Source organism: Methylobacterium sp. Leaf93 (genome assembly GCF_001422345.1).
Classification (GTDB): domain Bacteria; phylum Pseudomonadota; class Alphaproteobacteria; order Rhizobiales; family Beijerinckiaceae; genus Methylobacterium; species Methylobacterium bullatum.
Genome location: NZ_LMMS01000001.1, coordinates 309499 through 324767, shown reverse-complemented (window position 1 = coordinate 324767; position 15269 = coordinate 309499). Strand labels below are relative to the sequence as shown.

General features: G+C 68.3%; 8 protein-coding genes. All 8 read left to right on the top strand.

What is annotated here, in order from left to right:
- Positions 1 to 119: 119 nt before the first annotated feature.
- The 8 genes from ASF26_RS01440 to bcsN all read left to right on the top strand — a co-directional run bounded on the left by ASF26_RS01440 (position 120) and on the right by bcsN (position 14720).
- A complete protein-coding gene (locus tag ASF26_RS01440; RefSeq protein ID WP_056248490.1) occupies positions 120 to 1178 on the top strand; it encodes a zinc ribbon domain-containing protein in 1059 nt (352 codons plus the stop codon).
- A gap of 209 nt (positions 1179 to 1387) precedes the next feature.
- Positions 1388 to 3949: a response regulator gene (locus tag ASF26_RS01435; protein WP_056248487.1), complete on the top strand. Its 2562-nt coding sequence runs from the start codon at positions 1388 to 1390 to the stop codon at positions 3947 to 3949.
- A 570-nt stretch (positions 3950 to 4519) separates the two neighbouring features.
- Entirely contained in the window at positions 4520 to 5215 is a 696-nt protein-coding gene (gene bcsS, locus ASF26_RS01430; protein WP_056249729.1) for a cellulose biosynthesis protein BcsS, read from the top strand.
- A gap of 299 nt (positions 5216 to 5514) precedes the next feature.
- On the top strand, positions 5515 to 7965 hold the full coding sequence (gene bcsA / locus ASF26_RS01425) for a UDP-forming cellulose synthase catalytic subunit (protein WP_200925881.1): 2451 nt from the start codon (positions 5515 to 5517) through the stop codon (positions 7963 to 7965).
- A gap of 11 nt (positions 7966 to 7976) precedes the next feature.
- A complete protein-coding gene (locus ASF26_RS01420; RefSeq protein WP_056249725.1) occupies positions 7977 to 10508 on the top strand; it encodes a cellulose biosynthesis cyclic di-GMP-binding regulatory protein BcsB in 2532 nt (843 codons plus the stop codon).
- Positions 10505 to 11686, top strand: a complete 1182-nt coding sequence (locus tag ASF26_RS01415) for a glycosyl hydrolase family 8 (protein WP_056248480.1) — start codon at positions 10505 to 10507, stop codon at positions 11684 to 11686. Before ASF26_RS01420 ends, ASF26_RS01415 begins: the two co-directional genes overlap by 4 nt.
- On the top strand, positions 11671 to 13719 hold the full coding sequence (locus ASF26_RS01410; protein ID WP_056248476.1) for a hypothetical protein: 2049 nt from the start codon (positions 11671 to 11673) through the stop codon (positions 13717 to 13719). Before ASF26_RS01415 ends, ASF26_RS01410 begins: the two co-directional genes overlap by 16 nt.
- The gene (gene bcsN / locus ASF26_RS01405; protein WP_056248473.1) at positions 13716 to 14720 is read left to right on the top strand and encodes a cellulose biosynthesis protein BcsN; all 1005 of its coding nucleotides are present in this window, start codon (positions 13716 to 13718) and stop codon (positions 14718 to 14720) included. The genes ASF26_RS01410 and bcsN overlap by 4 nt, the downstream gene beginning before the upstream one ends.
- The last annotated feature ends 549 nt before the right edge of the window (positions 14721 to 15269 follow it).

The following is a 15269-nucleotide window of genomic DNA, read 5'->3' as shown; positions in this document are numbered from 1 at the left end:
GGGTCTGTTCCCAAGGGTCGAAGGCGACTACACCCGGCTTACGGCACCGTCACGCGCGCGGGGCGTGCCAACCGCGATTTCGCGGATTTGGGGGCGGGGCCTTCGACAGGAATCATCGCATGCGGTCCAGCCGAAGATTGTCCGAACGCTGGTTGACGCTCGGGCTCTGGCTCATCGCCTTCCTGTTTGCCTGGTTCCTCATCGGCCTCGGATCCCTCGTCGTCGGCGACCTGCCGCAGGTCGAGCACCGCCAGACCCTCGAACAGTTCCTCGACGGGCCGACGGACGAGGCGGCGGCCGAGTCCCTGAAGCGGATCCGCCGGGAGCAGGACGACAACCGGCGCCGGACCGAGCAGGAGCAGCTCGCCCTCGATGCCGCGCGCTCGGCCTCGGAGGCGGCCCGCGAGACCTTCGCCAATTGGCTGAGGACCCGCGACGCGACGCAGCGCGTCGATCAGGATCCCGACCTGATCGCGCGCACGCAGGCGCTCGATGCCTTGAAGGGGGCCGAGCGGACCATCGAGGAGAGGCTGGAAGCGTTGGCCAAGGCCCGGCTCGATCTCTCCGAGCAGGAGGAGCCGCTCACGCGGGCGGAGAGCGAACGGCGTAGGGCGGCCGAGGTCAAGCTCGGCGCGGCGGAGCGGGAGCAGGAGCTGCGCGTCTTCGGATACCGCCTCGCCCTGACGCTGCCGCTCCTGGCGCTGGCCGGTTGGCTGTTGCTCAAGCGACGGCGGAGCCGCAACTGGCCCTTCGTCTGGGGCTTCGCCTTCGCGGCCACCTTCGCGTTCTTCGTGGAGCTCGTCCCCTATCTGCCGAGCTATGGCGGCTACGTGCAATACGGTGTCGGCGTGCTCGTGACCCTCATCGCCGGCCGCGCCGCGATCGGCACCCTGCAATCCTACAACGAGCGGCAGAAGCTCGCGGAAACGCGCCCGACCGAGGAACGCCGGGGCGAGATCGCCACGGACCGGGCGCTGGAGCGGCTTGCCAAGAAATCCTGCCCGGGCTGCGAGCGGCCCATCGCCCTCGACGATCCGAGCCTGAATTTCTGCCCGCATTGCGGCCTCGGCGCCTTCGAGCGCTGCCCCGCCTGCGACCACCGAAAGAGCACCTTCGAGCGCTTCTGCCGGGCCTGCGGAACACCCTCGGCCCATGAGGTGCACCCGGTCGCCTCGTGACGACAGAGGGGGCGCGGTTCTCGCGGCCTCGGTAAGCGCAGGAGCGCACGGGCGAAAAATCCCGCTCGGTTCGAAACCCCTCAGCGATCGCAACCCACTAACCGTCGAGCTTAAAGGATTTTTTAACGCTGATCGGTATGTTTGATCTCGGCCCGACAGTCTGGAACGCTCTCTCGGCGTGATGTCGAGAACCATCAGCGTGAGATGAGATGAAGAAGTCCGGCTTGAGCCTGATGTCGCTGAAGTCGCTCTATGCCCTGGTGGCGGGAGGCTCCGCCCTCGTCGGCATCGCCGTCGTCGCGGGCGGCATGACGATCTCCGGCCTGGGCCGGACCGACGCGCGCAAGCCCCTTGATGCCGCCCAGACCTCCCAGCGCTTCGCCACTGCGGTCGATCGCGGGGTCTATGACGTCGTCCAGGATCTCAAGACCCTCGCGATCACCCTGAAGCAGGCGTCCCCGCGCCTCGATGCGGATGAACTGCAGCCGGTGCTGAGCGCATGGCTCAGGTTGCGCCCCGATTATGCCGAGCTCAACCTCGTGGCCCCGAATGGCCGTGTGAAGGTCGCCGGCAACGATCTCGGATTCGGCCGGGACGTGTCCGGCCGGTCCTGGTTCCTGCGGGCCAGGACCTCCCAGGCCATCGTCGCCGTTCCGTCCCCGGGGGGCAGCGGCCAGACCGTCTTCGACATCGCGCTCCCGGTTTCGGCGACGGTGTCCGGGGGCGACGACGTTCTCGTCGCGCGCCTCAACGAGGCGTGGCTCGGCGATATCGGGGACAAGGTACTCGGGCCGTCTCGCGGCGCGGGCGGTGCCATGAGCCTGTTCGTCCTCGGCGCCGACGCGCGGCCCGGTTCGGGCCTTATGGCGCAACAGGCGGCCGGTGGACGGGAGGTGGTGGAGCAGGCGACGCCGAGCGCTGGATTCCGTGACCTCGGCCCGTCGGGCTGGCTCGCCGTGGCGCGGGTGCCGAATGCCGGGCTGCCGCGGAGTCTCGAGGCGGCCTTGCCCGACAACGGCAGCCTGGCGCTGTGGCTGGCGGCGTGCGTTCTCACGGCCTGCGCCGGCTGGGTCGTCGGCGACCGCATCGTGCGGCGGCTGAAGCTGATCGGGGAAAGCGAGCAGGGCGTCTCGTCACCCTCGCGCATCGCCGAACTGGTGGAACACGAGGAGCGTCTCGTCGCGCGGGAGCGCAGCGGCGTCCGCGCCCTGCAGGAGACGCGCTCGGCCCTCTCGCGCATCCGGGAGCGCTTCCGCACCTTCGAGGCCATGTCGGGCTGGACTTACTGGGAGATCGACATCGATGCCGGCAGCGTCACCTGGTCCGATCCCGCCACGCGTTCGGCCCATGCGGTCCCAGACCGCGCCGTCGCCCTCACCGACCTGAAGAGCGGCATTGCCCCGGACGACCGCGACCTCATGGATTTTACGATGCAGGCGGCGCTGGATCAGCCCGGCCCACACGACGTCGTTCTGCGCACCACCGGGAACCTGGCGGAGAATGGACAGCGTCGCCTCTTCGTTCGCTTCATCCGCGCCGAGGGCGACACTCAGACGGCCAAGCCCACGATCCTGCATGCGCTGAGCCGCGAATTCGTCGGCGAGTCCGTGAAGGACGTGGATCGCGTCGGCGGTTCACCGGCGGATGGCAGCGCGTCTCCGATCGATCGCCGGCGCCGGGAGAGCGACGCTCCCGCGGAATCCCGCACTGGTACCGTCCTGCGCAAGGTGGTGGACGGGGTGATCCACGACTTCAACAACGTCCTCACCATCGTCATCGCCAATCTCGCGACCCTTCAACGGCGTCATGACCTTCCCTCGGATCAGGGGCGCCTGATCGATGCCGCCCTGTCGGGCGCGCAACGCGGATCGAGCCTGACCCGGCGCCTCGTCAACTTCGTGCGCCGTGACGATACCGGCCTTCAGGAGACCGATGTCGGTGTGACGCTGGCCGCCTTCGGCCCGTTCCTCGGCGCCAACGTGCTGCACCAGACCACGGTCGAGACCCGCGTCCGCCCGGGGCTGGCCAAGGTGCTGTGCAGCGAGAAGGTTCTGGAGGCCGTCCTCCTCAATCTCGCTTTCCATGTCCGCGACATCGGGTCGGAAGGGTTCGCCATCGGCGCCGACGAGAAGGTGCTCACGGACGACGAGGGCATCGCCCTCGCCTCCGGCCGCTACGTGCGGATCGTCCTGGCCAGCGGAACGCCGGGCCGCCATGCCGCCGAAATGCCTTCGAGCGACAGCGAGGCGACCAAGGCGGTGTCGGCCCTCCTCACCCAGGTCGGCGGCGGCTTCCGGCTCCTCTCGGATGGCAGCGGCGGCACGGGCTTCCTCGCGGAGCTCTGGCTCCGGGCCGGAGAGGCGCCCTCGGAAACCGAGGCGTCCGAGACCGGTGCGCGGATGCCCGCCCTTCGGGTCCTCCTCGTCGACAGCGACAGCCTCGTGCGACAGAGCTTCGCCGATGCCCTCGTCGATCTCGGTCACGTCGTCGTCCAGGCCGGCTCGGCCGAGCACGCCCTGGCGCTCATCGACGAGGCGAAGGATTACGACGTCATGATCGCCGACTGGGCCATGCCTGTGGTGAGCGGCCTCCAGCTCGCGGTGACCATGACCAACCGCCACCCCCAGATCCGCGTTATTCTCGCGAGTCCGGGGGGCCAGTTGCCGGCGAGCGCCCGCGCCTTCCTGCATATCGAGAAGCCGTTCCGCTATCCCGCCCTCGCGGCCGTCATGCGCGAGGCTGCCCGGACGGCCCCCTCGGCCGCTGCCTGAGACGGGCCGGCGCCCGCATCGACCCGACGGATCTTGCCGAACGAAAGACGGGCCGATGGCCGGCCTGAGCAGGTTCGCATTGGCAAGCCAACGCTTCACCTCGCTTAGATCCCTGGGGTGTCGCAGGTTTAAGGACGCCAAACCGGTGACCACTTTTGCGAAGTCTGCTTAGCCGGGAGCGCGTCGAGCGGATCACGCGCGTCGAACAACCGGTCCCCTGCCTGCCACCATGTCGACCGGCCGTTCCCGGCGACGCGCGCCGTTCGGGGCTTATGTGAGGCTCCGGCGCCCGGTTCGGGGATCGGCCGCCCTGCGACGGATACGTCCGCGTTCGATTACGGCACGGAATGAAGTCAAGCCACGCAAGATTTCGGTAAGGTTTCGAGGGGCCGCGAATTCTCGGATGCTGTTAGGCCCTAGTTAACGTTGACGCAACATAAAGGAACCAGCGTCGATGGTAACGGTACCCGCTGAGGGATGCAGCCGGGCGCGTCGGGACAACAGGGTCGTGCCGCCATGAACCGCTTTGCAGGTCTTACCGCTGTCCTCATCCCCGCCTTCCTTGGCGGGATGCAGGCACAGGCGGCGGATTGGTACACGGGTGCCGAGCCGGTCGCCCGCGACGATGCCTGGACGACGGCCGTGGATGCCTCGGCGGCGGTGACCTCGAACAGCTCGGCCTTCGGCTCGGTCACCGGCACCTTCGCGACGGAAGGCACCCTGCTTCAGAGCGGCCCGCGCGTCCGGGTCGAGGCCGTCGCCGGAACCTACAGCTATCCTGGTCAGGGGGTAGGCCAGCGGGTTGACGGCTATCAGCAGGAAGCCGCTCTCAGCGCCGGCTACGAGTGGATCTGGCGCGATGCCGCCCTGGCCGGCTTCGTCGGCTTCAACGTGCGGAGCAACCAGCTCTCGATCCTCGATCCGGGCAACCCGGTGGTCGGAACCGGCGTCGGTGCCAAGCTCGCTGCGAATTTCTATGCCAGACCCTCGGAAAACACGATGGTCTCGGCCTACGGCTCCTACTCGACGCAGTTCAGCGCCTATTACACGCGCTTCCGCGCCGGATACATGGTCACGGACGGAGTGTATATCGGCCCCGAGGTGATGTTCCTGGGCGACAATTTCTTCACCCAGTATCGCATCGGCGCCCATGTCACCGGCTTCTCCATCGGCCCGATCAAGATGGCCGTGGGCGTCGGCTACGTGAAGGACCGGATCCAGGGCGCCGGCTATTACTCCAGCGTGGAGGCCCGGGCTGCGTTCTGACGTCGCACAGGCGGTGTTCCTTTTTGGTGCACCGCACTCTCGTGCATGGCCGCGGCGTCGCAGCTGGCCGGTTCTGTCCAAAACGACACATTAAAAACGCGATTTCTCTATTTCGAGCCTGGCAAGATAATCGCAACCGGTTGGTCGCACTCTGTGCGCGCGGCCCGCCGGGCTCTGTCGTGTTTCGGGATTTGTGAAGTTAAGCATCCTTCCTCACGACAGCTTCATCCAGCCGCGCGATACTTGCCTACGTCGACCCATTGCCCGCCCCCAGAGGGATACTCGTTTTGAGATCTGCATTGCGCTGGACCGTGTGGCTGGTGTCCACGGTCGCCGTACTCGCTCTGCTGAGTCAGCCGATCAGCACGCAGGATCAACTCGCCATGAGCCTGTGCGCCATGGCGGCGATGATCGTGCTGTGGATCTTCTTCGACAATCCGCCGGCGCGGTTCGTCTTCCTGGCCCTCGGGAGCCTGGTGGTCCTGCGCTACATGTTCTGGCGCGTCACGAACACGCTGCCGTCCCCGTCAGATCCGGTGAGTTTCGGGTTCGGCCTCGTCCTGCTGCTGGGCGAACTCTACTGCGTCTTCATCCTCTTCATCAGCCTCATCATCAACGCCGATCCGCTTCGTCGCAGCACGCCGCGCATGGGCGCGCCCGAGGACCTGCCCACCGTCGACATCTTCGTGCCGAGCTACAACGAGGATGCGGGGATCCTCTCGACCACCCTGTCGGCGGCCAAGCTCATCGACTACCCGGCCGACAAGCTCCACGTCTGGCTGCTCGACGACGGCGGCACCGACCAGAAATGCGCCGATCCCGACCCGGCCAAGGCGCAGGAGGCGATCCAGCGGCGTAGCGAGCTTCAGGCCCTGTGCATGGCGCTCGGCGTCACCTACCTGACCCGCTCGCGCAATCAGCACGCCAAGGCGGGCAACCTCAACAACGGCCTCAAGCATTCCCAGGGCGAGATCATCGTCGTCCTCGATGCGGACCACGTTCCGTTCCGCTCCTTCCTGCGGGAGACGATCGGACATTTCGCCGCCGATCCGCGCCTGTTCCTGGTGCAGACCCCGCACGCCTTCCTCAATCCGGACCCGATCGAGCGGAACCTGCGCACCTTCGACCGCATGCCGTCCGAGAACGAGATGTTCTACTCGGTAACGCAGCGCGGCCTCGACAAGTGGAACGGGTCGTTCTTCTGCGGCTCGGCCGCCCTCCTGCGCCGGCGCGCCCTGGACGAGGCCGGCGGATTCTCCGGCGTGACGATCACCGAGGATTGCGAGACCGCTTTCGAGCTGCATTCCCGGGGCTGGAACAGCATCTATGTAGACACGCCCCTCATTGCCGGCCTGCAGCCGGACACGCTGGTGGCCTTCATCGGCCAGCGCTCGCGCTGGTGCCAGGGCATGTTCCAAATCCTGATGCTCAAGAACCCGCTGTTCAAGCGCGGGCTCCACCCGATCCAGAAGCTCGCCTACCTGTCGAGCATGACGTTCTGGTTCTTCCCGGTACCGCGCATGATCTTCATGTTCGCGCCCATGCTGCACATCTTCTTCGACCTGAAGATCTTCGTGGCCAGCGTCGACGAGTCGATCGCCTACACGGCGACCTACATCGTCATCAACCTGATGATGCAGAACTACGTCTACGGCAAGTTCCGCTGGCCGTTCGTCTCGGAGCTCTACGAATACGTCCAGGGCCTCTATCTCTTCCGCGCGATCATTTCGGTGATCGTGTCGCCGCGCAAGCCGACCTTCAACGTCACGGCCAAGGGCGCCGCCCTCGACCAGGACCATCTCTCGCCCATGGCCTGGCCCTATTTCGCGGTCTACGGCCTTCTCCTCATCGGCTGCGGCACGGCCCTCTACCGCTACCTGTTCGAGCCCGGCGTCACCAACCTGATGCTGGTCGTGGGCCTGTGGAACTTCTTCAACCTCCTCACCGCCGGCGTGGCCCTCGGCGTGGCGGCCGAGCGCCGGACCACCGAGGCGAGCCCTTCGCTGGCGATCGACCGGCAAGGACGCCTCGTCTTCGGGGGCCGCGCCCTTGATGTGGCCATCGAGCGCGCCTCGGCGCTGGGCTGCACCATCCGTTTCGGGGCCGAAGGCCTGCCGCCGGGAGCCGGCAGCACCCACCGCATGGGGCAGCTCTCCGTGGTTCCCATCGACGGTGCGCCCGTGCAGGTCCCGCTGCCGGTGGAGATCGGCGAGATCACGCAATCGGGTGACGAAATGGTGGTCACCCTGCAGTTCCAGCCCCTCGATCCCAAGGGTTACGGGGCGCTGGCGAGCCTGATGTACGGCGATGCCGGCGCTCTCCTGCGCTTCCAGCAGAGCCGCCGCCGGCACAAGAACATTCTCTCCGGGACGCTGCAACTGATCTGGTGGGGCCTGGTCGAGCCGTTCCGCGCGGCGAGCTATGCCTTCAAGGCCGGGCACGCCTCGACGGAGGAGGCCGCAACCAAGGCCGCCAAGGCGCCCGCCGTCCTGCCGAAACCGGAGGCGAAGGCCCCCCTCCTGGCCCAGCGTCCGGCGCCCTTCACCGCTCCCGGAGACACGCCTCCCACCCCCCCGCCCGGCCCATCCGACAATCCCCTCGTCGTCCGCCAGGGATCGAGCCGCATTCCCGGCAGCGAGGCCGCCACGGACTGGGTCCGGCTGATGCTGGAATTCGAGAACGACCGCCTTCTCGAAGGAGCCGGAAAGCAGGCGAACCGCGGGTCCAGCGACCCGCTCGTGCGGACGTGAGGGAGATCGCCATGCAGTCCGTTCGCGTCCTCGCCTGCCTCATCGCCCTCGGCCTGATCGTGCCGGGGCCAGCGAGCCAAGCCCAGAGCTTTCTCGGATCGGGGCCGACCGAGCGTTTCTCGGTTCCCCCCGTCGGCGATGCCCTGCGCCGCCCGGACGCACCGCCGCCCCGCGCTAGCGCGCCGCCAGAGGAGGCCCGGCGCGACACGCCCGTCGCCAAGATCGCCCCGGCGCGGCGCCTGGCGGCCACCACCGACGGGTTTCGGATGGATGGCGAGGAGGCGACGCTGCGCTTCCCCGTCTTTCTGACGGAGGCCCAGACGCGGGGCCGCCCGCGCCTGCGCATCTCCTACCTGTCGGCGATCTCGGTGGCGCCGGAAGCCTCGGAACTGAGCGTGAGCGTCAACGGCGCCGTGGTCGGCCGCACCAGCATCCAGGCGCCGGGCGCAGTGAAGGTGGTGGAGTTCGAGATACCCGAGGGGAGCCTCAAGCTCGGCTACAATTCCGTCTCCCTGCAGGCTAGCCAGCGCCACCGGGTCGATTGCTCGCTCAACGCCACATACGAGCTCTGGACGCAGATCGACCCGTCGCGCTCAGGCCTCGTGATCGCGCCGGTCGCCGCCGCCAGCCTCGAACTCAAGGATCTCCCCGCCCTCGAACCCGACGACAGCGGTGCCCTGCCGGTCCGGGTGGTGGCGAACGACAAGCCGAACCTGCCCCGGCTCGAACGCATGATCCACGCCGTGGAGGCGGTGGGCCTCATCGGCCGCATCGCTCGCCCCGTGGTCGAGTTCGGCCCGCCCATGACGGGTCGGGCCGGTCTCAACCTCATCGTCGGGACGGCGGCGGAACTGCGGGAGATGCCCGATCTCGAATCGATCGGCGCCACCGGCGGGCCGAGGCTGGTTGTCCTGCCGCCGCGCCCGGACCGGGCGCCGACCCTGGTCGTCAGCGGCACCAGCTATGCCGAGATCGAGGAGGCCATCGCGTCCCTGGCGCGGGGAGGCGAGGTCTACGGCACCCCGGCCGGCCTGAAGGCCGCGTCCCTGGCGCGCGGCACCGTCATGGAGGGGGACGAGACGGTCTCGCTGCAGAGCCTCGGCGTCTCGACCCGCGAATTCTCGGGGCGGCTCCTGCGCACCGCCTTCGACGTCTACCTGCCGGCCGACTTCCTGCCCGCCGACTACGGCAAGGTCATGCTGAACCTCGCGGGCGCCTACGCCTCCGGCCTGACCTCGGACGCCCGCATCCTCGTGGATCTCAACGGCAGCAATGCCGCCAGCGTGCCCCTGGCCCAGACCCGCGGCGAGGTGTTCGAGAACAACACGATCCCGCTACCCCTCGCGAGGTGGCGTCCGGGCCTCAACCGGGTCGCGATCATGGCTCAGGTTCCCACCCCGGCGGACGAGACCTGCGGCCTCAACGCCACGGATTCGAAGCGGGAGCGGTTCCTGATCCTCGACCGCGCGAACCTGTCGATCCCCACTTTGGCGCGCGCGGCCCGAATCCCGGACCTCGCCGCGACGACGAGCGGAGCCTTGGCCTTCGTCAAGTCCGAGCGCCGGCCGCGTCTCGTCCTGCCGACCCTCGACAAGGATACGGTGGCCGCCGCCGCGACCCTCGCCGCCAGATTGGCGGGGGCCGCCGGGCGGATGATCGATTTCGAACTCGTCGGCGACCTGCAGGGCGTCTCGTCCGGTCCGACCCTGGTCGTCGGCCCGGTGCGCTCCCTGTCACCCACGACCCTGTCGGGACTGGGCCTCGACCCGGACCAGATCAAGTCGATCTGGCAGGCGCGGGCGGAAACGGCGCGGGCTCCCGGTCAGTCAGGATCGGTACCGGCGCCGACCCTGGACCGGCTTCGCCGCAACCTGCCGCCGCGCTGCAGTCTTCCCGAACTGATCCTGCGCCCGGCGCCGGTATCGGCACCTCCCGTGGCCTCGGCCGGAGAGACGCGGCGCGCCCCCCAGGCCAGGCTGTCGGACGGGGATCTCGTGACCAAGTGGGACGAGACCCTGCGCGCGCGCCATCCCCTCCTCGAGGCGGCGGACGGCGTCGTCGAGCGGGCGGGGGCCTTGGTCAATTCCCTCGTCGGCGATCCCCGCGCGTTGTTCAGCGCGGCACCGTCGACGCCCGCCACCGTCACCGTCCCCACCGGCGCCAGCCTCCTCATGGCCCAGGGCTTTCCCTCGAAGGCAGCGGTGCAGAGCGGATTCGACGGGTCGGTCACCGTGGTCACCGCCCCCAACGCCCTGCTGCTCAAGGCCTCGACGGCCTGCCTCGTGGATCCCGAGGTCTGGTCGCGGATCGACGGGCGCTTCGCGTTCCTCGATGCGTCCGACGGCTCCCTCGAGACGGTGGGAGCCCGGAACGTCGACCTCATCGAGACGAAGACCCGCTCCCTCTCCAACATCCGCCTCGTCACCGCCGGGTGGCTGTCGATGAACCCGGCGATCTACGTGGCCCTCACCCTCGGTCTCGCCCTGCTCCTCGGCCTGACGACGACATCGCTGGTGCGCAATATCGGCCGGAAGAACTCATGACCCGCACCATGCGTCCCCTCTCAGGCCTGGCGCTCGGCGCCGCGCTGGCCGTCGTGAGTTCCTGGATCGGTCCCGCGAGGGCGCAGGACGGCGCCTCGCCTGTTCCGCCGGCCACCGCGATCCCCGGCGCCCCCAGCGCGAAAGGCGATGCCATGCCCGGAGCCGCCAAGGCGACAGTTCTCGTCGACTCGCTCAAGAACCCCGATCTCTGGCGCTCCTACCGGTCCCGCTTCGTCACCGAGGCGGGCCGCGTCGTGGATACCGCCAACGGCCTAATCAGCCACAGCGAGGGGCAGGGCTACGGCATGCTCCTCGCCGTGGCCGCCAATGACCGGGTCACCTTCGAACGGTTGTGGGGATGGACCCGCGCCAACCTGATGGTCCGCTCCGACGAGCTGATGGCCTGGCGCTGGGAGCCCGGCAAACGGCCGGCCGTGGCCGATCTCAACAATGCCTCCGACGGCGATGTCCTCGTCGCCTGGGCGCTCACGGAGGCGGCCGAGGCCTGGGACGAACCCTCGTACCGGGTGGCCGCGCGGCGCATGGCCGTGGAGGTCGCGCGCAAGACCATCCTGTTCAAGGACAAGAACGGGGCACTGCTGCTGCCGGCGGTCTCGGGCTTCTCCGCCGCGGAGCGCGCGGACGGGCCGCTGATCAACCTCTCCTACTGGGTGTTCCCAGCCTTCGCCCGTCTCCCCATCGTGGCCCCTGAATTCGACTGGGCGGCCCTCACCGCCAGCGGCCTCAACCTGATCCGCCGCTCCCGCTTCGGTACGGCCAAACTCCCGACCGAATGGATCTCCCTGAAGGGCGACGAGCCACGTCCGGCGGACGGCTTCCCGCCGCTGTTTTCCTACAACGCCATCCGTATCCCGCTCTACATGGTCTGGGCGGGGGTCGGGCGCCCCAGCGATTACGAACCCTTCGTCGCTCTCTGGTCGGGTCCCGACCGCGAGCGCCTGCCCATCGTCGATACCGCCGACGGCCGGACGGTCGAGTCCTTGAGCGAGAGCGGCTACACGGCCCTGTCGGCGCTTCTCCTGTGCGATAGGAAGGGCACGCCGCTGCCCGACGGATTCGGACGGCCGCAGGGGAACGAGAACTATTACCCGACGACGCTGCACCTCCTGTCGATGGTGGCGCTGCAGATGAGGAACCTGTCATGTCCGGCACGGTGATCCGCGTGAGGGAAAGGCCGGCCACCGCTTCCTCGACGGCGCGCGCGCGCGGGCTGGCGCTGCTGTGCGGCGTCTCCCTCGCCGGCCTCTGCCTCGTCACCCCGGCAACGGCGCAGACCGAGAACCCGGACGACACGGCGCGTGCGCCCGCGATTATCGCCGTGCCCGGCAGTTCCGCCGCCGCCGGCATGGTCGACGAGAGCGCCCTGCGCTACTACGCGTCGCAGAAGCAGACGGCGCGGATGAAGGCCGAGGCCGCCCGGCTGAAGCAGCTCTATCCCGGCTGGGTCGAGCCCACCGATCTCGACACCCTCCAGCCGAGCCCGCCGGAAGAAGCGCCGCTCTGGGACCTGTTCACCGCCGGGCGTTTCGACGACCTCGATGCGGCGATCGCGGCCCGACGCGCCGCCGCCCCGAACTGGCGCCCCTCCGACGAGCTGTCGCGCAAGCTCCTGCGGGCCAGTTTCCGCAGCCGCCTGAAAGCCCTGACCGCAGCGCGCAAGACGGCGGACATCGTCACCCTCTACCGGGCCGACCCGACCGCCCTCGATCCCAGCGACGTGGAAAGCTACTGGACCACGGCGGAGGCCCTGGCCTCCGAAGGCGGGGCGGCCGGTTCGGACGAGGCCCTGGCCCTCTACAAGACCGTGCTCGACACAAGCAACGACACCAGCGTGCGGTTGGCCACGATCCAGAAGGCGATGTCGACCCTGCCGATGGCCCTGGCGGAGAAGCTCCTGGCCATCGGGCGCACAGACGCCGAGGGAGGCTCCGAGTTCAAGGCGATCGCCAACGACATCACCCGCGCCCGCATCGTCGCCGATCTCCACGGCGCGCCGGCACAGGAGCCGAGCCCGGCGGACATGGCCGCGTTCCAGGCCTATGCCCGCGCCTCCGGTGATTCGAGCCAGACCGGGCTGCTTGGCTGGTACACCTACAACCACCGCCAATTCCGGGCGGCCCTCGACTGGTTCAAGCTCGCCATCACCCGTGGCGGCGATGCCATGATCGCCCACGGCCTCGCTCATACCCTACGCGAACTCGGGATGCTGCGGGAGGCCGAGGAGGTCGCCTATGCCTGGCGGGACAAATATGTCGGCAACAGCATCCTGTTCATCGACCTCATGGGCCGCAAGCTCACACAGGCCAATCCGAGCTTCATCGATCTCGACCGGATCAACCGCTACGCCAAGGTGACCCTGGCCACGGCGTCGGGGGAGGGGGCCGAGGCGCTGGGCTGGTACGCCTACAATTCCTGCCAGTTCGAGGCTGCGCTCGAGTGGTTCCAGCACGCGGTGGCCTGGCTTCCGAGCGAATCCGCCGTGACCGGCTATGCCCTGTCGCTGCAGCGCCTCAAGCGCAAGCAGGACTACCTCACGATCGTCAACCGCTATGACGGCCTGTTCCCCAAGGTGGTGGATCTGCTGTTCCGCGAGGGACCGGCCGGACCGCCCCTGGCCTGCGCGGCCACGGCGGACGCATCCCCGCCCCAGGGCGGGCGCCCGGCACCGGGGGCGCCCGCCCCCGCCTCCGCCCCGGCCGCGCCTGCGCGGAACACCGCCGCCTATGGCCGGGTGCCCAAACCGGATTCGTCGGGGGACGGCCAGGCCAAGCCCCTGCCGGTCCAGCGCAGCGAGTTCCCCCTCGCGGTGCCGGCGGAGAACCCCCTGCGCTACGCTCCCCCGTCCCTGGCGCGGGTGGCGGCGGATCGGCAGGACGGGGCCTTCCTCGCCGAGCCGCCCGTATCGAAGACCATGCCGCTCGTGGCGCGCCGGGTATCCGGAGCGGGGCCGATGCCCTACGAGAGCTATGGCTTCAACCTGATGCCGGGCTATGATGGCTCGGAACGGTCCTCTACCCTGTCGGAGCCGGGCGAGGGCACGATGTGGCGAGCCCAGCAGGCCGCGCGAACCCGTGCCCCGCAGGAACGGGCGGCGTCGGAGACGGACCGCTTCACCTTGCCCAACTCTCCGGCCGCTAACCGCGGCTACGATAACCCCGACACCGCGCCGAGCTCGATGCAACGTCCATGATCCGCTCCAATCGGTCCGCAGCCGCCCCGCGATCCGGCGTTTTCGCCGCCCTGATCCTCCTGCCGTTGGTGCTCACGACACGGGCGGCGCTGGCGGAGTCCGTGGTCGAGATCCCCGGCGCGGGCCGCATCGCGGATGTGGCGCAGACCGCGTTTCGCGATGGCTACGCCCAGCGCGTCACCTATGCCGGGGGGGCGCGCAACTACGCCGAGATCAGTGTTCGCAACGGCACCGAAACCGGCTCGCGCTTCGGCCCGGCCCTGTCCATGGGAAAGCCGACGCGCCTCGGGATCGCCGCGGAGCTTCTGGCCCGCTTTCCCGGTGAGGTCATGCGCGTGTCCACCGTACCCAAGCGGAACGCCTACGGCCCCGTGGGCCTCGCGGTGGGCAGCAACTGCCTTTACGCGTGGCAATGGATCGACCTCGCTCCACGCTCCGGCGGGCGATCGGCTCCAGACAGCCTGTTCGGTGGCAGCACCGAGCGCGCGGCGTCCCTTCGGGTCAGCCTGTGCCGGACGGCCACCGCGACCCTGGCGGATCTCGTCTCCGGCGTCGAACGCATGCACCTCTCCATCGGCGCCGGACGCGATGACGGCGGAGCGCGCGTGTCGACCCGTCCCGCGCCCAAGGCGCGGCGCGAGCGGCCCTCCGCCCAGGCCGCGAAAGCAGTCGAGAAACCCGTAAAGGCGGATCCGCAGCCTCCCGGAGCCATGGAGCGGCCGAACGCGCGGGCTCAGAAGGCCGAGGACAACCGGCGGGCGCCCCCGTCGCCCACCGTGGAGCGCAGCGTCCCGACCGTTCCACAGCCCGCCGCCGGCACCGCCACCGTGCCCCTTCCGGCCGGTCCCGCCTCCGGGGCACCGCGGTACATTACTGATACCGCACCCGCTCTCGCGCCCACGGCTCCCGTCGCCGCCCCCAAACCCGCGTCCAGAAGCGTGGAAACGGAAGAGCGTTTGTCTCCAGATCTGCCCCTGCGAGCCTATCGTCCGCCGCCGTAACGATAGTCATACGGTTAGATCTCGCCCCGATACCCCTATCCTTGGTCAACGCCGAGCGGCCAGCCTTTTGCCGCGTCCTATCGCCGAGCCTGAACCGATCGTTCTTCGCTCGTGGGATGCGCGAATGCATCGCTGCCGAAGTGTCCTGGCCTGATGATGTACTTTGACCGGCCGCTTGCTGCGCCGGTCGCTGGTATGTTGATAAACACGTGTTCAAATAGCCACTCAATCTATCGTCTTACGAGTGAGTGATCGCCTGTATCCAGTGTCGATCTAAACATATTCGTGGCGATCCGATGATGCTAGCGGCGGAATAGCCTCATTATGAGGTGTCGCCATACAACAGCACGATTTAGTATCTATACATTCAACTTTAAAGTGTATCGGCGTCGGGTCTTTAAAAGGTTACGGAATGGTTTATGAATCGTTGAAATTTAGTCGGTAATTTGCGTCGGAGCGATATTGGCAATGCAGCATTTCGACAAGGGACATTTGCCCGAGCCGAGTCGTCATTTTGCCGATCACTTGGCCCTCCAAGCCATCTTGGTC

What these genes read in the sequence shown, in the direction of transcription:
- ASF26_RS01440 (WP_056248490.1), top strand. Translation starts at nt 120, where the DNA reads ATGCGGTCCAGCCGAAGATTGTCCGAACGCTGGTTGACGCTCGGGCTC.
- ASF26_RS01435 (WP_056248487.1), top strand. Translation starts at nt 1,388, where the DNA reads ATGAAGAAGTCCGGCTTGAGCCTGATGTCGCTGAAGTCGCTCTATGCC.
- bcsS (WP_056249729.1), top strand. Translation starts at nt 4,520, where the DNA reads ATGCAGGCACAGGCGGCGGATTGGTACACGGGTGCCGAGCCGGTCGCC.
- ASF26_RS01420 (WP_056249725.1), top strand. Translation starts at nt 7,977, where the DNA reads ATGCAGTCCGTTCGCGTCCTCGCCTGCCTCATCGCCCTCGGCCTGATC.
- ASF26_RS01415 (WP_056248480.1), top strand. Translation starts at nt 10,505, where the DNA reads ATGACCCGCACCATGCGTCCCCTCTCAGGCCTGGCGCTCGGCGCCGCG.
- ASF26_RS01410 (WP_056248476.1), top strand. Translation starts at nt 11,671, where the DNA reads ATGTCCGGCACGGTGATCCGCGTGAGGGAAAGGCCGGCCACCGCTTCC.
- bcsN (WP_056248473.1), top strand. Translation starts at nt 13,716, where the DNA reads ATGATCCGCTCCAATCGGTCCGCAGCCGCCCCGCGATCCGGCGTTTTC.